The 20,434-nt window shown below is 37.7% G+C and carries 18 protein-coding genes and 1 pseudogene; 4 read left to right on the top strand and 15 right to left on the bottom strand.

What is annotated here, in order from left to right; all coding sequences use genetic code 11:
- Positions 1-130 precede the first annotated feature (130 nt).
- The 12 genes from ACPWSO_RS02320 to ACPWSO_RS02265 form a co-directional block, all read right to left on the bottom strand.
- The gene (locus ACPWSO_RS02320; RefSeq protein ID WP_426081182.1) at positions 131-604 is read right to left on the bottom strand and encodes a hypothetical protein; all 474 of its coding nucleotides are present in this window, start codon (positions 602-604) and stop codon (positions 131-133) included.
- Positions 605-733: 129 nt separating this feature from the next.
- Entirely contained in the window at positions 734-1,663 is a 930-nt protein-coding gene (gene dnaI, locus ACPWSO_RS02315) for a primosomal protein DnaI (protein WP_426081180.1), read from the bottom strand.
- The gene (locus tag ACPWSO_RS02310) at positions 1,663-3,075 is read right to left on the bottom strand and encodes a replication initiation and membrane attachment family protein (protein WP_426081179.1); all 1,413 of its coding nucleotides are present in this window, start codon (positions 3,073-3,075) and stop codon (positions 1,663-1,665) included. Before ACPWSO_RS02310 ends, dnaI begins: the two co-directional genes overlap by 1 nt.
- A gap of 12 nt (positions 3,076-3,087) precedes the next feature.
- Positions 3,088-3,573 (bottom strand): transcriptional regulator NrdR, encoded by a 486-nt coding sequence (gene nrdR / locus ACPWSO_RS02305; RefSeq protein WP_426081177.1) that lies wholly within the window; start codon positions 3,571-3,573, stop codon positions 3,088-3,090.
- A gap of 228 nt (positions 3,574-3,801) precedes the next feature.
- Entirely contained in the window at positions 3,802-4,398 is a 597-nt protein-coding gene (gene coaE, locus ACPWSO_RS02300; RefSeq protein ID WP_426081176.1) for a dephospho-CoA kinase, read from the bottom strand.
- A gap of 1 nt (position 4,399) precedes the next feature.
- Positions 4,400-5,239 carry a DNA-formamidopyrimidine glycosylase gene (mutM, locus tag ACPWSO_RS02295; RefSeq protein WP_426081175.1) on the bottom strand — a complete coding sequence of 280 codons (840 nt, stop codon included), beginning with the start codon at positions 5,237-5,239 and terminating at the stop codon, positions 4,400-4,402.
- 102 nt (positions 5,240-5,341) lie between these two features.
- Entirely contained in the window at positions 5,342-7,987 is a 2,646-nt protein-coding gene (gene polA / locus ACPWSO_RS02290; RefSeq protein WP_426081174.1) for a DNA polymerase I, read from the bottom strand.
- A gap of 593 nt (positions 7,988-8,580) precedes the next feature.
- Entirely contained in the window at positions 8,581-9,288 is a 708-nt protein-coding gene (locus tag ACPWSO_RS02285; RefSeq protein WP_426081173.1) for a hypothetical protein, read from the bottom strand.
- A 20-nt stretch (positions 9,289-9,308) separates the two neighbouring features.
- A complete protein-coding gene (locus ACPWSO_RS02280; RefSeq protein WP_426081172.1) occupies positions 9,309-10,220 on the bottom strand; it encodes an aldo/keto reductase in 912 nt (303 codons plus the stop codon).
- Between the two features lie 59 nt (positions 10,221-10,279).
- On the bottom strand, positions 10,280-11,755 hold the full coding sequence (locus ACPWSO_RS02275; protein ID WP_426081171.1) for a helix-turn-helix domain-containing protein: 1,476 nt from the start codon (positions 11,753-11,755) through the stop codon (positions 10,280-10,282).
- Positions 11,756-11,920: 165 nt separating this feature from the next.
- Positions 11,921-14,014 (bottom strand): heavy metal translocating P-type ATPase, encoded by a 2,094-nt coding sequence (locus tag ACPWSO_RS02270; RefSeq protein ID WP_426081170.1) that lies wholly within the window; start codon positions 14,012-14,014, stop codon positions 11,921-11,923.
- Positions 14,015-14,110: 96 nt separating this feature from the next.
- On the bottom strand, positions 14,111-14,671 hold the full coding sequence (locus ACPWSO_RS02265) for a hypothetical protein (protein WP_426081168.1): 561 nt from the start codon (positions 14,669-14,671) through the stop codon (positions 14,111-14,113).
- Between the two features lie 222 nt (positions 14,672-14,893).
- Here ACPWSO_RS02265 and ACPWSO_RS02260 point away from each other — a divergent pair, with 222 nt between their 5' ends.
- From ACPWSO_RS02260 to ACPWSO_RS02250, 3 genes are all read left to right on the top strand, one after another.
- Complete coding sequence (locus tag ACPWSO_RS02260) at positions 14,894-15,514, top strand: helix-turn-helix domain-containing protein (RefSeq protein WP_426081167.1); 621 nt, start codon at positions 14,894-14,896, stop codon at positions 15,512-15,514.
- 280 nt (positions 15,515-15,794) lie between these two features.
- A complete protein-coding gene (locus ACPWSO_RS02255) occupies positions 15,795-17,099 on the top strand; it encodes a murein hydrolase activator EnvC family protein (protein WP_426081166.1) in 1,305 nt (434 codons plus the stop codon).
- A 143-nt stretch (positions 17,100-17,242) separates the two neighbouring features.
- Entirely contained in the window at positions 17,243-18,295 is a 1,053-nt protein-coding gene (locus tag ACPWSO_RS02250; protein ID WP_426081165.1) for an acyltransferase family protein, read from the top strand.
- 107 nt (positions 18,296-18,402) lie between these two features.
- Here the strand turns inward: ACPWSO_RS02250 and ACPWSO_RS02245 are convergent, their stop codons facing one another.
- Genes ACPWSO_RS02245 through ACPWSO_RS02235 form a run of 3 tightly spaced genes read right to left on the bottom strand, consistent with a single transcriptional unit; the run spans position 18,403 to position 19,805 of the window.
- Positions 18,403-18,468, bottom strand: coding sequence for a hypothetical protein (locus ACPWSO_RS02245; protein WP_426081512.1), 66 nt, complete (start codon positions 18,466-18,468; stop codon positions 18,403-18,405).
- Positions 18,469-18,507: 39 nt separating this feature from the next.
- A complete protein-coding gene (locus ACPWSO_RS02240; RefSeq protein WP_426081511.1) occupies positions 18,508-19,278 on the bottom strand; it encodes an IS3 family transposase in 771 nt (256 codons plus the stop codon).
- On the bottom strand, positions 19,248-19,805 hold the full coding sequence (locus ACPWSO_RS02235) for a transposase (protein ID WP_426081164.1): 558 nt from the start codon (positions 19,803-19,805) through the stop codon (positions 19,248-19,250). The genes ACPWSO_RS02240 and ACPWSO_RS02235 overlap by 31 nt, the downstream gene beginning before the upstream one ends.
- Before the next feature lie 316 nt (positions 19,806-20,121).
- Between ACPWSO_RS02235 and ACPWSO_RS02230 the strand changes: the two are divergent.
- Positions 20,122-20,434: pseudogene (locus ACPWSO_RS02230) on the top strand (lysozyme); the annotation flags it as partial.

The raw sequence follows: 20,434 nt of genomic DNA, 5'->3' as shown, positions 1-20,434 counted from the left end.
ACAGCCTCGAATGAAAAGCATTTGTATTTCCTGTTATTTGAAAAGCATTTTTCTTATTACCTAAATCCCCTGAAAGGTATCTTAGCATCTGCTAGTTTCTCAAGCTGTAAGAGCTCGTTCCAAACATGCACTATACTTTTTCGATTTGTTTAATCGAGTTCCCCGGAATTTGCGGTGGAATCGACATAGTCATAATTGGCAGTCCTGTTAAGGTGAAACGGATTTTATCCCCTTCCTGCAGTTCATTCAAAGTCAGCCCTTGTGCCAGCTGATTTTCTCCAGCATTTAAAATAACGCCATCTGATTCCATCATTGGTAAAATCGTTTCAGGGTCTTCTACTGCTTCAACAGATGTTAAGGTAATACGGACAGTACCGTCTGTTTCAGCAGCACCCGTGGTCAGCACTCCTGTAAAAACAGATTGTGTTCCTTGTATATTTGATGATGCGCTTGTTTCATCAGATTGCTCTGCAGTCTTATCATTTGTTGAGTGATCAGACATGTTAGCCTCACTGCTTTCTTTTGATTTATCACTGCCAGTACCACACGCAGCTAAAAGTAATACGGTACCCACTATACATGCAATCAATTTTATTTTTTTCATCCAAAAATTCCTCCATACATACTCATACATGTTATTTGAAAGTAAGCAAACAGACTATACATCCTCATTGGTAAAATTTTGAGAAAATAAATGAGTTTATACAGTCTGCCGTTTGTTCTGTCAGCTGAGTTAACCGTTTCTTCGGTCTTGTCCGCTCAGCGTAATTTCTTTTGCCAAATAACGTATCCGCTCCATCAGCCGCTTCGCCTTCAGCGGTTCTTGCTCACCTCTTTGAGAAATTGTAAGATGGCTTTCCAGCCCTTTCATGTCAAGGTTTGAAGAAAAGAAGGTAACTAGCTGTTCCTGCATACGGTATTGAAGTATTACACTTAGAACATCATCTCTAATCCAGCTGGTCATCGATTCTGCACCGATATCATCAATCATCAGAATTGGGGCTTTCTTAACTGCGTTCAGTTTTTCACCCACCAAATCCTTTGCGATTGCCTGCTTCATCTCTACCGTAAATGTAGGAAAATGAATGATTGTTGTTAAAAAACCATCTTTCGCTAAATCATTAGCAATAGCTCCCAAAAGATATGATTTTCCCACACCAAATGTCCCTTGCAGATACAATCCCCGATGAAATTCCTTAGGATTATTGACATAGGCATCAATAAACTTTGTTGCTTCGCTTAGGGCTTCAAAGCGTCCGCTTGATGACCGGTCAAATTTTGCAAACGTCGCATTCCGTATATCCTTCGGCATGGTCATTGCACTAACCCGTCTGCGGACTTCCTCTTCCTTCTGCTTGGCCAAAAGCAATTCTGTTGGGATATATGTGACATCGATGTAATGGAAGTTCAGAGTTAATTTTGGCTCATAGCCCGGAGCTATCATATTGGGATCGTTCAATTGAAACTTCTTCTTTTCCTGAACAAACTCATAGAGCTTCGAATAGCTTTTTTGAATGTCCTCATCTGTTAGCTGATCCCGATGGTCACTAATAAATTGTTTGACATCCGGATCTTCCATCACCGAGTGAACCAGCTCATTGAATCGTTCATTCAGTTGTCTTTGCCGGATGATTTTTGACATTTCTTTTCCTACATCTTCCACTATCGTTCACCTCTTCTCCTTAAGAATTCTTCCATTTCTCTATCTAGTTTTTCCTGTGCTTCTTTAGATAACTTTTCCTCTGGAACAGGATTGTCTACCCAATCAGGCAGTTCTTCCTTTCGGACAGGATTTTGCCGGTAGCCGCTAGTATATTCGCGTTTTTTTCGTTTATTCTGATTTTCAGTTTGCTTATTTTTTAAATACTCCATTGCTTTTTCCGGAGAAAAAATTTCTTTTTTTGCCCAGTCGTTAGCAATTGTATAAGCATACTCCGCTTTTAGCGTGGCTTGTTTTTGAATGATTAACACATAAGAAATTAAAATATTAATCACGCTATTAGGCAAGCCCGATCTCTTAATCAGATATTCAATGATATATTTTTCCTGTGCAATTTCAAAACCGCCCAGCTGCTCTTTTACTGCAGCTAGATATTTTAACGGTGGAATGGTTTCACTATCAATAATCGTCCGTATATCGTCATCTGAAAAGCCATCTTTTTTTAGTGAGTTAAACCGATACGTCCGTTGCTCCTCTTCTGTTAAAGCGGCCTGCTCATTTCTTCGCACCTGAGGTTCAGCTTGTTTACGCTGCTCCTCATAGTGCTTATGAACTGCTGCTTTCAATGCTTTGGTGTCAATTTCACTCGTATGGTAGTCAAATGTTTCTTTAGCAAATTCAGCGAGTTCCAGCTCATCAGGACCATACAAGCTATTCAATGTATAGACTGCTTCTTTAACTTGCTGAGAATTCTGCGGAATTTTTATTCCAAAACGCTCCACCTGACTGACAAAAAATGCCCAGTCAAACTGCTGCTGGTTCACCGCAGTCAACGGCCGACCCGATACAGGATCTTCAAAGGATTGCTTTAAAGCGTGAAGCAGCTTATGTTCTGAAACTAGCTGTTCTTCCTTAAAAGAGTATACCTCTCTATAAGTGGAAGAAATGTTTTCATAACCCGCTAAAGCTGTATACTTTGGCTGAAAGCGTTCAAACAACTGTTCAAATTTCTTTTTTCCTACCCGATTAAGTAAGGTTAAGGTCAAAATTTCATCTTTAAAAAAACGTTCTATACTCTCAGGATGATTTAACCGATATACATAGGTGATTCCCAGCTCACTATCTGTTTTCACAAATGTATCGAGTAAGCCGATTCCTTCCAGCTTCGCTCGAGCTTCTTCCAGCTGCCTGCTGCCAAGATCCAGCTGCATAATCAGCTCCCGGTGAAAACTTATTTCACTTAATCCAGCAGCAGAAACTTCTCCCAAAAGTGTCAAATACAAGCTAAATGCATTGGCTCCAACAATCGGCTGGTATAAAAATAGTAGGATTTCTTTTTCCTGATCCGACAACGGCTGACTAACCAGCACACTAAAGATATCTTTCGGTTGGATTTCTTTCCTGTTATTTTTCACGGAAAGACCTCCTTATTCATTCTCCGTATCATTTTTTTCTGATTGTGCTTTATCAACAATTTCCTGGAGCTCCTTCAAAAAGACACTCATATCTTTAAACTGACGATAAACACTAGCAAAGCGAATATAGGCAATCTCATCCAGCATAACCAGATCCTCCATTACGAACTCACCAATTAATGTAGTTGAAACTTCATTTTCACCTAGTTCACGCACTCTATTCTCAACATTATCAACAATTTTTACCATTTGTTCCATCGCAACAGGACGCTTTTCCGCTGAACGGATAAGTCCTCTTAAAATTTTATCTCTATTGAATTCTTCACGATCACCGTTTTTCTTAATAACAAGTAACGGAGCAGCTTCAATTCGTTCAAACGTTGTAAATCGGTTATGACAGTTTTCACATTCTCTTCGTCTACGGATAGCTCTCCCGTCATCAGCCTGACGACTGTCAATTACCCGAGAATTATTATGATGGCATCTAGGACAACGCATAGTGATCACCTCAATTTTCATTTAAGTTAGTAGTTATATTATAACACGAAATGTGGTGAGAATAAAAACCCTTCATCGCGTACCAACATTTTAACATGATACTGCACCGCTATGTTGTTTGAAACTACAATTATTAAATAAAAAACAAGCTTTACGCCTATTTAATTCAAACAAATAAATAAGAGAACTACAGTTTAGCAGCTCCCTCAATCTCTCTTTAGTCATCTTTTAAATTAGCCGCTCATCTTTTAGCCAATTCAGAATCTGTCTTTCCAATTTTTCAACGGTTCCCTGATTGTCAAAAACGATATCCGCTCTCTTTTTCTTTTCCTCAATAGGCAGTTGGCTGTTCATGCGCTGGCATGCTTCTACTTCTGAGATAGCATCTCTCGCTGCTAATCGCGTAACCTGTAGTTGTTCAGGGATATAAACAACTGCAATCCTATCCACTGAATCTTCATAGTTCTTCTCATAAAGCAAAGGAATATCCGCAATCACCAGTTGACTTGTCTCAGCAGCAGCTTTAATCGCTTGACTAATCTGCTCTTGTAAAAAGGGGGCTAGGGTATCATCCAGCAACGCTCGTTTTTTATCATTTGAAAAAATCAAACGCCCCAGCTTTTTGCGGTTCAACGTGCCGTCTTCGTTTAATATTTCTTCGCCAAAAACGGCTGTCACTGCTTTAAGTCCTGGGGTTTCAGGCTCAACAACCTGCCGGGCAATCTGATCAGAATCCACAACAGGGAAACCATTTCTTTTAAACACTTTCACGGCGGTCGTTTTACCTGTTGCGATTCCGCCGGTCAGACCCAAAATTAAGCTCATGCTACTTCATTCCTTTCAGCTTTTGGCATGTGGGACAAAAATGAGTACCGCGTTGAGCAACTTTGATTTTTTGAATCGGAGTGCCGCAGCGTAGACAAGGCTCTCCAGTTTGCCCATATGCATGAAGAGATATCTGAAATTTCCCAGCCTCGCCTAAGGCATTTAAATAGCTTCGAATCGTTGTCCCCCCAGCTTCAACAGCCCTTGCCAAAACATCAATAATTGCAGCGTACAGTGCTTCTGTCTCCTTATTTTTAAGACTGTCTGCCGGTTGCTCAGGGTGAATCTTTGCTTCCCATAGTGCTTCATCTACATAGATGTTTCCCAAGCCCGTCACTAGCTTCTGATCTAACAATAACGGTTTTATTGCTTTATGATGCTTTTTTAGCCCCCTACGAAAGTCCTTCAAATGAAACACTTCCGGCAAAGGCTCCGGACCTAAAGCCAGTATCCCTTTGTATTGACTTGCCTGCTCTTTATCAACAAGAACCATCCTGCCAAATTTTCTAACGTCCAGATACCGTAGTTCGGAGCCATCCGTAAACAAAAAGCGAACATGGGTATGCTTGATGAGAGTATCAGCCGCTGATTCATGAAATTCGTATTTCCCTTCCATTCTTAAGTGGGAAATCATATCAAAATCAGTTAGTTTAAAGATTAGAAACTTCCCCCGGCGTTCAACTGCTTTGATGGTTTGGTTTTTAAGCGAAAGCTCAAATAGCTCCTTTTCCGGCTGTTCGATAATTCGTCCCCATAATACCTGTACGTCTTCGATTGTTTTTCCTACTACCAATTTCTCCAGTCCTTTACGAACTGTTTCAACCTCTGGCAATTCCGGCATATTCGTCCCTCCAATCAGTTCAATTTTCATTGTCAAAACTGTTTACTCACTTCATTTAAATAAAGAGGCGCTGCTTAGCCGCCTCTTCGATTATTCCTTAGATTATTTTGCTTCATACCAGGTTTTTCCCCAGCTGCTGTCAGTAATCAACGGAACATGGAGTTTTACGGCCTGCTCCATCTCTTCTTTAACAATTGTTTTCAACTGCTCAAGTTCTTGTTCAGGGGCTTCAAAGACAAGCTCATCATGTACTTGTAGAAGCATCGTCGCCTGTACTTTTTCTTTTTTCAGACGTTCAGCCATATTAATCATGGCAATCTTCAAAATATCTGCTGCGCTGCCTTGAATAGGCGTATTAATAGCTGTACGTTCAGCAAAAGAGCGTAGATTAAAGTTGCGGGAATTAATATCGTTTAAGTAGCGTCTGCGGTGATAAAGCGTTTCTACATAGCCTTTATCTTTTGCTTCACGGACGATTTCTTCCATGTATTTTTTAACACCTGGATATTTTTCAAAGTATGTGTCGATATACTGTTGTGCCTGTTTGCGGGTAATTCCTAAATTTTGCGAAAGACCATAATCACTAATCCCATAAACAATTCCAAAGTTTACTGCTTTGGCCTGACGGCGCATATTTGGCGTGACATCTTCCGGCTTTTCAAGACCAAACACCCGCATTGCAGTACTTGCATGAATATCTTGACCGTCAATAAAGGCCTGCTTCAAATGCTCATCGTCTGAGATATGAGCCAGAACGCGGAGTTCAATTTGAGAATAATCCGAAGAAAAAATCAGCCAGTCTGCTTTTCTCGGAACAAATGCTTGGCGAATTTTCCGTCCCTCATCTAAACGAATTGGAATATTCTGCAGGTTAGGATCGACCGAACTCAACCGGCCCGTTTGAGTTAAGGTCTGAACATAGCGGGTATGGATTTTTTCATCTGGCTGAATAACTTTCAGTAATCCCTCCACATAGGTTGACTGAATCTTGGCAATTTGACGATAGGTTAAGATATCTTCGACAATCGGCGCTTGCTCCTTCAGCTGTTCCAGTACATCTACTGCCGTTGAGTAGCCTGTCTTCGTCTTTTTAATTACTGGCAGTCCCATTTTCTCAAACAAGATAACGCCCAGTTGTTTTGGTGAGTTCAGATTAAATTCTTCGCCCGCTTCTTCATAAATTTTCTGCTCAATACCTGACAGCCGTTCAGAAAACTCAATTCGCATTTCCTTTAATCGCTGAGCATCTACTCGAATACCAGTAATTTCCATATCTCCAAGAATTTGAGACAACGGCAATTCCATTTTATAAAAGAGATCCACCTGATTCTTTTCTGTCAGTTCTTTATCCAGCGAATTCGTTAGAAAATGAATGGCTTTGATTTTTCGGGCTAAATGACTGTAAAACACTTCTTCATCTTCCGGCAGCCCTTTTTTTGCTCCTTTTCCATAGACAGCTTCATCTGAACGGATTTCAGTATAACCGTAATGCTGAGCTACACCTTCAATATCCGCATTGCTGTCGTTTGTATCCAGCAAGTATGCGGCTAAAAGAACATCAAAAGTTACTCCCTGCATCTTTCCCGAATACCTGTTTAATGCAACGTAGGTGCGTTTCATATCATAAACTTTTTTCTTATATACATCAGACAGCAGCCATTTAGTGAAATACGGATTTTCGAAAAGCGCCAAATCGCTAGTAACATAAATTTTTTCTTTTGTGCCCCATGCGACGCCAACAATTGGAGACGTATGGTAGTTATCCTCCATCATTTCCACGTACAGAGCCATGTCGTCAGTAAACATTTCTTCAGTGAAGGAATCCACTACTTGAAACAGGACATCCTCCATTTCCTGATGCTCTTCTTCAATGTTAAGCTTGCTGAGAAACTGTTTAAATTCCATCTCCTTGTAGAAAGGAACAAGCTTGTCCAAATCCTTTCCTTCATACTTCAAGCTGTCAATATCAATATCAACAGGCGCATTGACTTCAATTGTTGCCAAACGCTTAGACATAAACGCCTGCTCTTTATCATTTATCAGATTTTCTTTCATTTTACTTTGCTTCAGTTCATCAATATGCTCATAAATCCCTTCAACAGAGCCATATTCCTTCAGCAGTTTAATCGCTGTCTTCTCACCAATTTTAGTTACGCCTGGAATATTATCGGATGTATCCCCCGCTAGACCTTTCATATCAATAATCTGTAATGGCCTAAGTCCATCGTATTTTTCTGCCACATATTCAGGTGTATAGGTCTCCAAATCGCTTACACCCTTAACTGTGATATCAACTTTTACTGAATCCGTTGCCAGCTGAGTTAAATCCCGATCGCCAGAAAGAACAACTACATCAAATTCTTCTTTAGATACCTTATTAGCTAAAGTTCCGATGATATCATCTGCTTCATAGTTATCCAGTTCATAGTACTGGACACCAAGTCCCGTCAACAGCTCTCGAATGTACGGCATTTGTTCTTTAAACTCGCCTGGTGTTTTAGAACGCCCAGCTTTGTATTCTGCATAGAACTCCGTTCTGAACGTTGTTTTTCCAGCATCAAAAGCTACAAGCACATGAGTAGGGTTTTCCTTTGCCATAACATTTTCAAACATTGTATTAAAAGCATAAATTGCATTCGTATGCAGCCCGTTCTTATTTTTGAAGCGTTCTAATGAATTGTGAAGAGCAAAGAAAGCCCGAAAAGCTACACTGTTGCCATCTACTAATAAAAGTTTATTTTTTGTCATTGAATTTTCTCCCTTTTCTTGGTTTTCTTCTACTCTATGGATTTACGCTAAAAATGAATCACCTATAAGCTGGGTAAGTATTGAGCAACAGCTACTAGGTTTTCTTGCTGTGTCTCTTGACTCTTTTCGAATAATCCGTCTGGTTAGCCACTGCTTTATTATAGAAATAAATGTTCAGGAAAATTCGGTAAAATAAGGGCCACACCAATCATTTCACTAACAGCTTCTATATCTGGATAGATGGGACTCCGATTACTCAACGCAACCCGTATTTTCTAAATCACTTAACTGACAACCCAAAGCTTAGCTCTTTTGTCTCAATCTCAATAAAATATGCATTTTTTCTACTTTTACCAGAAACATAGTTCTGTTATATTCTAACAAATATCTACAGAATTTGCAGTAAGAAGGTAAAGAAAAGACCGAAACAACTTAGGAGAGCTGTTTCGGTCTTATAGGAGTTCACACACATAAATTCACACAAATGAAATTAATTTAATTTTCTATTTGTACTTATTGTACTGTGCATTTTTGAATTATTTATGACTGATTGTTTTCTAAATTGTAAAACTTACAAGAACAACAATGAACACTTAGTGAATTTTGCTTAATTTTCGCGTTCTAACAAGTTCTTCCTGAATGACTTTTTCAGAAAACGATACCTCAATCTCGGCTAAAACATCATGAGTATAGGCTGGTGGAAATGCCGAACAGAAAGTGACAAATTTCCAGACCAACAGCAAATCAGCGGAATATCTTTCATAATATGCTTTACCTTTTTCGAAATTTTCCAATGTCTGAAGCCTAGAGGAATAAAAGATTTGATAGCCTAAAGCGTCTAGTCCTTCTCTAATAGCTTCAGGTTCTTTTAACAGTTCAAAAAGCACAGCCACAGTAAATTCTCCCATATTAGCTAATGTACGGGCAATAATATCCCTTGCCAATGGATAATTCTTTTTTTTAGAACTTTTGGCGTCAGCAATAGTTTGATGCTGATTTTTTCCAAGCTTACCAATATAAGGTATCATTTGCTCGACAGTTTGGGCATTGCCCTTGCCTAAAGCAGAGCAAATTTCCATACGGGAATAGAGCTTTTTTTCGATTAGCAGACGCTCTAGTAGAGCTTTAGCTGCTCCTGCTTCCAGAATAAACGAATGCCCAATCAAACGTGCGGCGGCTGACCGCTTCACAGGGTCTGCTGCATCTAACTGGTTAACTGCCTCTTCTTTGGAAAGCTTCTGAATGGAGCTATCCTCTGGCAGATAGCCTCTACTCGCTAATTCCTTCTGCGATGATTTCATGCTATTTTTCCCCGTTCACACTATGGTAAGATGTTGCCTGCTGCTAAATAAATAGCATACCAGTCTTCCCGGCTGAGAACTATTTCTGAAGCGGCAGCAATCTCCTTGATTCTTCCGATATTCATTGTACCAGCAATCACCTGCATTTCAGCAGGGTGTCTTAAAATCCAAGCAGTTGCCAAACCGGTTGGCGTAGTGCCGTATTTTTCTGCCAGCTCTTCCATCTTAGCATTTAATTCAGGGAATTTATCATTGCCAATGAACACTCCTTCAAAGAATCCATATTGGTAAGGAGACCAAGCCTGAATTGTCATTTGATTCAATCGTGAATAATCCAAAATACTGCCGTCATGATCGAAGCTTCCTTCATCTGTCATATTTACATGAATCCCCTGATCCACCATTTCAGTGTGCTTAATGCCAAACTGAAGCTGGTTAGCCAGCAGCGGCTGAGTCACAGTCTTTTTAAGCAATTCAATCTGCATTGGCTTTTGATTACTTACGCCAAAATATTTCACTTTTCCTTGCTTTTCAAGTTGATCGAATGCAGCAGCCACTTCTTCCGGTTCCACCAATGTATCTGGCCGATGAAGCAACAGTGCGTCAACATAGTCAAGACCTAAACGCTTCAAGCTTCCTTCAACAGAATCAATGATGTGTTCTTTAGAAAAATCAAACATTCCTTTACGAATGCCGCATTTCGTTTGAACAATAATATCATCTCTGGATATACTGCTGTTTTTTAACGCTTGACCAAAAATTGTTTCACATTCTCCAGCGCCATAAATATCTGCATGGTCAAAGAAGTTAATTCCCTGATCAACAGCTGTCTCTATGATTTCTTGCGGCTTTTCCGCGCCGTTCATGCGCATACATCCTAAAATCACTGCTGCTGCGGTTAAATCACTGGTACCAAATTGAATTTGTTTCATCAAAATTCCTCCTAATCGTTTAACTCATTCCTATTTTATCACACTTGTGTGAAAGGGTTTTATTTTTTATCCTCTAAAAGTGATTCTAACTGAAAAAAGAGGATATGATCGTCCATATTCGTAATAAAGAGAACTGGGCAAGTTATATTTTCATTTGTAAAAATTGGGTGGAGGGCAGTGGTCAGGATAATATCAGCATTATTGTATTCCGTTTGCGCGCCGGCTTCAATAATTTTAATATTTTTCCTTTGTCTAAAAAAAGAAAGAATCTTAGTTTTAAGCTCTCCTTTCTGTTCTATCGGCCACTCTAAAGCCAGATAGATATTTTTTCTTTTTTCCAGCGAAACAGGAGAACAAAGTCTGGTAAAGATTTGGAAATAACGAAATAGTAACTCTTCTTTATGAATTGCCTTAAACGATTTTGAGATTTTTTGAAGCTGGCTAATCCCCTGATTCAATCGTAAAAAGCAAACTGGATAAATTAACGTCATAGCATGTAACGCTGACGTTTTTTCATAATAGAACCCTTCCCATAACTCATGATACAGATGAAAACTAAGCATGGCTATGTAAATTTTTTTCGTAAAAATAATTTCTTTTTCCCAGAATACCTGCTTTAGCATCTTCGCTCCAAGATAAGAACATATTTGAACTCTGGATTTACTTTTATAATAATCAGAAATGCTTTTATCCCCTATCCTTCGACTAAAGGTTGCTGCATATTTTGCAAGCACAGTCAGAAATAGATACATATATTCTTCTGAAGAAAGAACGGCTGCTCTTTTTTTTCTTATTTCATTTATGAAATATTTGTATAGCTCACTGTCTAAACAAAAGCTTTCCATTTCGGATTTCAGAGCAATGCTTTTTTTCTGTTCTATTCTGTGCAGCTGGATGCAGATTATCAACATCAGCTGTTGCTTTTGAATATGATTAACCCTCATCTGAAGAACCCCAATAAGCCCATCACAAAGAGTTGTTGCTTTTCCTGACAAATGCCCATTAGTCCAGCTATCAAATCCTTGAAAAATCTGCCAGCGAAATTTAGCTATAAACTCACGAATTTGGAGCTCTGTTCCTGTCAGTTCCAATGTATTGTGCCGCAGTCCTAAATAATAAGGCTTCAGCCATTCCCTGATTTTGGTAATTCTCTTTCTCATTTTTGCTTCACTTTCAGAAAAATGATTGGTCAAATCCACAATTGAGATGGGGGAAGCTGTGACTACTTTCTCTAGAATATAAACTTCGGGGGTTGAATAAATATAAAGCATACGGAACCTCTCCAAATATAGGGAATTGCTGTTCCGTAAACGCACGCTATCCTTTTCCGTCAGAGTAAGAACTAATTCTTTCTGGTACGTAGAATCCTTTAGGGCACCCTGCAGCTTATAAAGGTATTTTCGAACAGTTTTTACATGAACAGCTAATTTCTCCGCTAACGATTTTAGCAAAATATCTTCTGTAGCATTTTGAAGAATCCCTAGAATCTCTATTATTTTCTTTGTTTCAAAGTCTAAGATGTCAATTACTTCCATATAACCCCTCACATTTTTTTATCAACAGTTCATTTATAAACTACCTCTTTTTCCTGTTTTCATTTTTATTTTTACCTGTTTATAGCAAAAAATAGCCTGGGAAGCTGCCCCAGACTATTTCTGAATTAAACACAGAAAAACAAAATTTTGTAGTAAGCTTTTCTATTACTCGCCTTTTATCCTTAGTGTCATCGCATTTGAAGCCACAATCACCGTACTCAGAGACATAAGAATTGCTCCTACAGCTGGATTCAATATAAAACCGATTGGTGCAAGAATGCCGGCTGCCAAAGGAATAGCAATGATATTATATCCTGCTCCCCACCAAAGATTTTGTATCATTTTTCTTCGAGTTTGTTTAGCTAGGTCAATAAAACGAATAATATCAAACGGATCACTGTCGGTCAAAACAACATCTGCCGAATCAACAGCGACATCTGTTCCTGCACCAATAGCGACACCGATAGTTGCTCTAGCTAGAGAAGGTGCATCATTAATTCCGTCACCTACCATCATTGTTTTATTCCCTTTATCCAGATATTCCTTAACCTTTTTTTCTTTTTCTTCTGGAAGCAGTTCACTATAGAAATCATCTATTTCTAGATATGTTGCGATAGCAGCAGCAGAAACCTTGTTATCACCAGTAAGCATTACAGGAGTGATAGCCAGTTTTTTAAGCGCCTGAATGAATGCCTTAGCTTGAGGCTTAACTACATCACCTAAAGCAATCAGCGCTGCCGGCTGGTCATCAATCAGTAGATAGCTTATTGTATTTCCCTGCTTCAAATAAGCTTCCTTCTCTGACTGTTTAATGGATAGAGATAAACGTTCTACTTCCTTTTCATTCACTACTTTTACAGAAAGACCATCAATTGTTCCAGTCACTCCAACACCTGAAAGGTTCTTTAAATCCTTTGCCTGATAAGGGATAATCGTCTTCTGCTTCAAATAATTCATAATACCGGCTGCCAACGGATGGTTAGCATCAGCTTCCAATGCACCTATATATTTCAATGCTTCTTCTTCAGAGTATTTTTGATTCAATAGGCTTATTCCTGTTACAGTAAACTTTCCTTCAGTCAGGGTACCGGTTTTATCCAAAAAGACATATTGCAAATCATTAGCTTGTTCCAAGGCATTTCTATTTTTTATTAGCAATCCATGTTTGGCTGCAATAGTTGTTGATCTGGCTATTACTAAAGGAATTGCCAGTCCTAATGCATGAGGACAGGCAATGATAAATACCGTGACCATTCGCTCAAATGCCTGACTTAAATCACCAGTTACCAAAAGCCAGATGAGAAATGCAGACAGTCCAACAATTAAAGCAATATAAAAGAGCCAGCGGGCTACCTTATCTGAAATCGATTCAAGCTTTGATTTTTCAGAACGAGCCTGTTGTACCAGCTGCATAACTTTTGATAGATAACCAGATTCTCCTGTTCCGGTAACTTCAATTTCTATTGTTCCACTTCCATTAATGGCGCCGCCAATGACCGTATCTCCGGTATTTTTTGTCACCAATTTTGCTTCACCTGTAACCATCGATTCGTCTACTGAACTTGCTCCCGACAAAATCCGACCATCTGCAGGAATCTTATCTCCGGAACGGATCATCAATCTATCGCCTTTGCCAACTTCTTTTAACGATACTATTTCTTCTGTCCCATCATCCTGAAGCCGTTTTACAGTATCAGGGAGCAACGCCGCCATTTTATCCAACGCGTCTCCGGCATTTGAGATAGCATTCATTTCAATCCAGTGACCCAAAAGCATGATAACAATCAGTGTTGCCAGCTCCCAGAAAAAGTCCATGACATGTTTATCTGGAAAAAGATGATTCATGATAAAAGCGTACACACTATAAAAATAGGAAACAGAAATCCCCATAGCAATCAGCGTCATCATTGCCGGTGCTTTTGCTTTTAGCTCCATTTTGGCCCCGCTTAAAAAGGGTTGTCCGCCATAAAAGAATAAAATTGATGCTAAAACGAGTACCAGCCAGTCTGACCCAGAGAAAGTAAACTGAAAAGGCAAATCAATCCCCATCATCGGAGAAATAAAAATGATCGGTATTGCCAAAATCAGAGACAGCCAAAATTTCTGCTTGAAGTTTCCCATATGCATTGAATGATCCATCCCACTCATTTCATGCCCATGTTCGTGATGTTCATGCCCTTCATGATTCATCATAGCGTGATTCATTGTTTCAGAAGACACCGTATGCTCTGTTTTTATATGATTATGTTTGTTATCCATAGTAAGTCAACCCCTTGCTCATTTAATCTGAAAGATTTCTCTCACTCAATTACAGCATAGCATAGGATTAATCTTCAATGAAATGAATTGACTTCTTTAGCTGTGAAACTTTAAAAAACCTGAAAATCGTTTCTTTTGATACATAGAAAATCTGCAGATTTTACTAAAAAAAGATGAAAAAATACCGTCAGCCAAACTTGCTGGTGCTGACTCAATTTCCTGATACATCTGTTCAATTCTTCTTCTATTGTACTTATATTTTTTTCTAAAACCTCCAGTTACTCCATAAAAAATTTCAAATCCGTAATTTTTTTTAGCTTGAGAAGGTGCATTTTTTAGAAGTCTGTTATATTTTTTAACTAAGCTCTCTAAAATATCTTTTTTTAGTGCTTCGTTATCAACTTTTCTATTAACTATCTGATAGATTTTTTGATATTCTTCCTTAGCGGTTTTCTTATATAAACAGCATGCGTAATCGAAGCCTTTATATAATATATGAGCACTAAAAATCAGACTAACCATTCGTTCATATTCATTAGAATATGTATCAAAAATTGCCGCTTCATATTCATTTATAGAATGATTATGGGATAGTTCATTTAAAAACCGGGAGATTTTCTGCTCATTTCTTTTTTTCATCAATTTCATTTTTTTCATGCTTCCCTCCTAATTTGCATATATTTCGGTAATTCCACTTCTAAAAGTACTTGCACTTCTCACGATGAGTAAGGATACACACAAACAATTGAATATATTTCGGTAAAAAAATTATATCATAGTAAACTAAACTATTCAATATGAAGTTCATGAACACCAAAATGAAAAATGAGAATAATTGTGGTATATTAAATAAAGAACCCTATATAAGGAGGAAATCATTTGACAACAAATCTGTTTGCTGCAGGTGAAAGAATCAAAAGTATACGAAAAAAGCATCGCTATTCAATGGCAGCTTTTGCAAAATTAGTAGGGAATTCCAGTGCAAGTACAGTCAATAACTGGGAAAAAGGAAATAATCTTCCTAAAAGAGAACGTTTAGAAAAAATAGCTATTCTAGGAAATACGACTGTTTCCTGGATTAAATACGGCACCTTCACCGAGTATGTCCTAAGCCTATTAGTAGATATTAACCCTTCAATCAAGCTTTCTGACGATCAGCTGCATAAATTAATTACCACACTTCAACAGAAAAGCATCTCTTATGAAGAAGATTTAGACATACTCGCAACAGCAAAGAACCTATTTCCGACGGCATTTGATTATGTTTACGAAAAAAAAAATACTGAAGTCTTTGCATTAATTGGAGAAGAAGCAACAGACTACTTTATTGAAAAGGACCCTAGCTACCGTATACGGCTCTTGCCTGTAATTAATCAACTAGCTAAAGATGAAACTAAATTTCAACTGCTTCAGACAGCAGCAGAACTGTTAATCGAAGAAGAAGCAGAGTTCTTATCTTTTTTGAAAATCTATTCTGAAAAACAAACAGATGAGAATTAGAAGCATAATTGAGAAGCATCGTTTCCACCCGTTCAAAGACCAGAGTAAGATTGCTTTTCATTCCAGCTCCATACACTGATTATCTTAACCGCTTTTTATGTTACAATTATGTCTTCAGTTTGCGTTATTATTAAAAAACAGTAAATCACAACTATTTTTTTCTAATTTAGGGTATACTGATAAAGGAGTTTTACTTAATTGCTTTTAATGATTTCATTAGTTATATCAATTAAAGCAAAGCTATTATTTAGCATATATCGAAAAAAGTGAGGACTATAACTTGAAGAAAAAGATTATTTTGACCCTTTCCTTTGCCCTATTACTAGGCACTGCACCAGTTGCGGCATTAGCAGAAACAATTGATGATCAGATTGAAGCAAAAAATCAGAAAATCAGCGAAATAGTAACCACTCAAAAGGAAGCAAATGAATATCTGGCAACGCTGGATGCTGAGATTACTGCATTAGAAGAAGAATATAATGCTGTTCTAGCAGAAAAACAAAGCACTGAACAGGAAATCAATACATTAAATACCGAGATTACTAATCTTGAAACTAAGATTGCTAAAAGAAATGACCAGCTGGATGCACAGGCGCGGGCAACACAAACCGGACAGGATACGTCTATTCTTTCTGTAATGCTGAATGCTACTTCTATTTCTGATGCAATTTCCAAAGTCTTAGCTGTAAATACAATTGTTAGTGCAAATAATGATATTATTCAAGCACAAAAGCAAGACAAAGAAAATTTAAACAGTAAAAAAGATACGCTGGTTGAAAAAGCAGCCGCGCTTGAAGCTAAAACTGCTGAGCTATCTGAAAAAGAAGAAGGGTTAGCGCAAGCTAAACTGGACCAAAATATTAAATTAAATGAAATAGCTGCAAGCTTAGCCAAAGAAACTGCTGAAAAAGAGCAGTTTGAAAAGCAAAAAGAAGAAGCTGAAAAGCAAAAACAAGCAGAATTAAAAGCACTTGAAGAGCGCAAACAAAAAATGGCGGAAGCTCAAGCATTGGCTGAAAAACAGGCAAAAGAACAGCAGGCCGCTCAAGCAGCAGCCGAAGCAGAAGCTGCTGCCAAGTCTGAGGAAAATCAGCAAGCTCCTACTGCTGAAGCAGAAGCTACTCCTTCTGTGCCTGATACGTCACTGCCGACAGATACAGAGGACACTTCTACACCTCCTGCTTCAAATAGCGGCTGGGGACTGCCGGTAAGTAGCGTAATAGTTACCAGCGGCTATGGCTATCGTGAAGATCCTACAGGTATTTCCGGAAATTTCCATGATGGCATCGATTTTGGCGGAAGCTCAAGCACAGTGATTATGGCAGTTAAATCTGGAACAGTTGAAGTTGCCGGATATGACGGTATGTCTGGAAACTATGTGATTGTCAACCATGGAGATAGTTATTATTCTTACTACGCTCACCTAAGCAGCTATACAGTAAGCCAAGGACAGACTGTTACACTTGGACAACAGGTTGGTTTTATGGGAACAACTGGTAATTCTACTGGTGTCCATCTACATTTTGCAATTGCTACTGGAATCTGGTCAGGTTTTGTTAATCCAGGACCACTTCTAGGCATCTAAAATTTAGTACTTTGACGGAAATCTATCGATAATAGGTTTCCGTTTTTTCATTTTTTAACTGTATTTGTAACATTGCTAAACTGCTCAAAATATAGTAATGTTATTTTGGGGATTTAAAATAAATGAAAAAGAGGGTTTAAAATTTGAATAAAGCAACACGTGATACTCGAATTGATGTGCTTCGATTTTTAGCAATTATACTTATTCTTCTGGGACATTCATCTCCTCCTACACTTTTGGGGAACCTTCGTACTTTTGACGTCTCATTAATGGTTTTTGTAATGGGCATGTCTTACTCATATAGTCGAGAAAAAGGAGTGGATAAGTATGGATCTTATGTAATAAAACGCTTATCACGTCTTCTAATTCCTACTTGGAATTTCTTGGTAATTTTCTACCTATTTTTCTTTGTTTCTACTTTTATTACAAGAATAACTTATCCTTTCTCTGTTGAAACAATGATATCATCATTTCAACTTGAATCAGGTTTTGGCTTTGTTTGGATATTTCGTGTTTTTATTGTTATTTCACTGTTCTTTCCCATTAGTTACATTATTTTGTCTAAAGTAAAGTATCTAAGCATACAGTTGACCTTGTTGACTTTCCTACTACTCTTTCAGCAAAGTGTTATCCGCTTTCAACAATTTTTCCCTGAGAGTATTAGTCCACATTATCATAACTTTATAGTTATTCCTTTTGGTTATCTGATTGTCGCCGCTTTCGGGATGCTTGCAGTCAAATTAAGAAGAGAACAATTGTTTTGGGTTTTTGAACTGTATGTTGTTATATTTTTAATTTCAGCTTTTTATCAGAACTTTGAATGGGTAAATAAGTTTAAGTACCCGCCAAATGTTTATTATTTATCTTATGGTCTATTATGTTCTTTTTTATTATTATTTTTACTAACATCTAAATTTACAGCAATCTTTAGACAAAATGACATTGTCAAATGGTTTTCAACTCATTCTCTAGATTTGTATTATTGGCATCTTATCATTGAATTTATACTAAGAATATTTTTTAGAAATTGGTTGCCAAGTTGGCCGCTTAAATTTACTTTATTACTAATTGGTTCCTTCATCCTTACCGTTCTAAACAGTAAACTAGCACCTAGATTACTATCTACTAATTATCTACTGCTGCTTCTAAGAAAATTGGGTGTCTTTACAAAAAAAGCAGACCTAGTTAGAAAATAACATTCTATACCTAAAACATCAGTGAAATGAAGGCTCTATACTTTTTGATGTTGTAGTGACCCCCAAAAGTTAGACTTTTTATAGAGTGGATTTTTCCACTCTATTTTTTATGCCATTTTTTGATTGAACTGTCGAAACTCTACTGGGCTTTTCCAGTTAAGTTTTTCTTTGATTCTATAATGATTGTAATAATAAATATACTTATGAACGACTTATCTTAACTCATTTTGGCTTTGATAGACTTTTCCATAATACATTTCTTGCTTTAGAATACTGAAGAAATTCTCCATAGGAGAATTGTCTAAACAGGTTCCTTTCCGAGACATACTTTGAAAGATACGGTTATCCTTTAAGGTTTGTACATAGGTGTTCATTTGACAAGCCCAACCTTGATCAGGGTGGAAAGTGCGACGATAGAGACAATCATTTGTTTGAAAAATTGCTTCTTCTAGCCCTGCCATAACTTTTTTACCATTTGGCTGAGTAGAAAGGCTGTAGCTTAGAACTTCACTGTTATACATATCCATAAACGGATCTAAATATAGTTTTTTGGGGCGAAGAATGCCAGTTTTATCTGCTTCAAAATATTTAAATTCAGTTGTATCTGTCGTGATTTTTTGGTGAGGAACAGAGGTGTTGAATCGGCGATGAATCAAGTTTCTAGCGATCTTACCAATACTTCCTCTATATGAATTATACTTCCTTGATTTCTTAGTGAAAGCATTGACTTGTAACTGTAGCTTTTGAATTAATCGCTGCACTTTCTTTTTATTTACTTGAAGTCCAAGTCGTCTCAATTCTTGTGTCATTCTTCTATAGCCGTAATGTTGATGCTCCTTACGAATCGCTTGAATTTCTTCTTCCATCCTTTTTGTTGGATTACTTCTGTTTAATCGTTTTTGCCAATACATGTAAGTAGCTTTGGGAAACCTTAAGGTTTCCAGAATATCTTTTAATTGATAGTGTCCTCGGAGGCTGTGAATGATTCGTGCGATTCGTTCATTTTTCGTTCGTCCTCTAAACGTAGCCTCCTCAATTCTTTTAAATAGGTATTCTCAATTTTCAACATTCTGTTTTCTTTTTCTAGTGTATCTAATCTGGATTGTTCATCGGTGAGTAGCTTGACTTCTTTTGATTTCTTCTTAGGCATTGTCGTTGGACGTCCTTTCTGATTAGAGAGTCCATCTATTCCCTGTTTCCGATAGGTTCTAAGCCAACTCGCAATTAAAGGCAGATTGTTAATTTCCAGACGATTGGCTACTTCTCGATAGGACAGCTCTGTTGTTAAATACAACTCTATCGCATCTAATTTAAATTGAACAGAATAATTCCTATTTTTTCGACTACGGAGTAGTCCTTCCTTACCAAATTCATTATAAGCATTGATCCATCTTCCTATTTGACTATTACTTTTAAACCCATATTTTTTTGCGAGAAAGTTTATCCCTCGCTTTTGATCCAGATATTCATGGACTACTTTTAACTTAAAATCAAAACTATATTTTGCCATACAAAAAAACCTCCAAAAGTTAGATTTTCAGTTCTAACTTTTTGGGGTTGGTACATCGGTACATTTAATTGTTAGTCATTTTTATATCTACGAATTATGCGCTCTTATAAATTTTTCACAGTCATTCCTTTTCTTCTCTAAATAGAAAGAACTCATTATTATTGACTACAAACTCCTTAATGCCGTCAGCAGCTTTATCAATAGCTGGTCAATTTTCATAGGGAGACAAGCAACAGTAAGTTGACAGTTAGAAAACACTTATATTCGCTATACTAACGTTGTAAGATCTTACAAAAAAGTAAAGAAAGGAAAACTTATGGCAAAAACAATTGGAAAAGTAAAAAGTTTTCTTGATAGTCTTATCGGTCAAATAACAGTTGATAAATCTGATGCCGGACTAAATGGACAATGTGTTAGCTTAATTAAGAACATTCTTGAATTTGTTGGCGCACCAAATCCATATGCTGCGCGTGGAAATGCAAAAGATATCCCAGTTACGTATGTTTCAGAAGGAATTGCAAACGTCGGTTCTGGTACGCTTAACATTGCAGTTAATAGAAATGGTGGTGGCGGCTATGGACACGTTTGGGTAAAAATCGGATCTGATAGTTGGCAAGCTAACTGGGCGG

Origin of the sequence: Enterococcus sp. LJL51 (assembly GCF_049894025.1) — a bacterium.
GTDB lineage: Bacteria > Bacillota > Bacilli > Lactobacillales > Enterococcaceae > Enterococcus_L.
The sequence above is the reverse complement of the archived record's forward strand: the minus strand, read 5'-3'. Positions and strand labels throughout refer to the sequence as shown.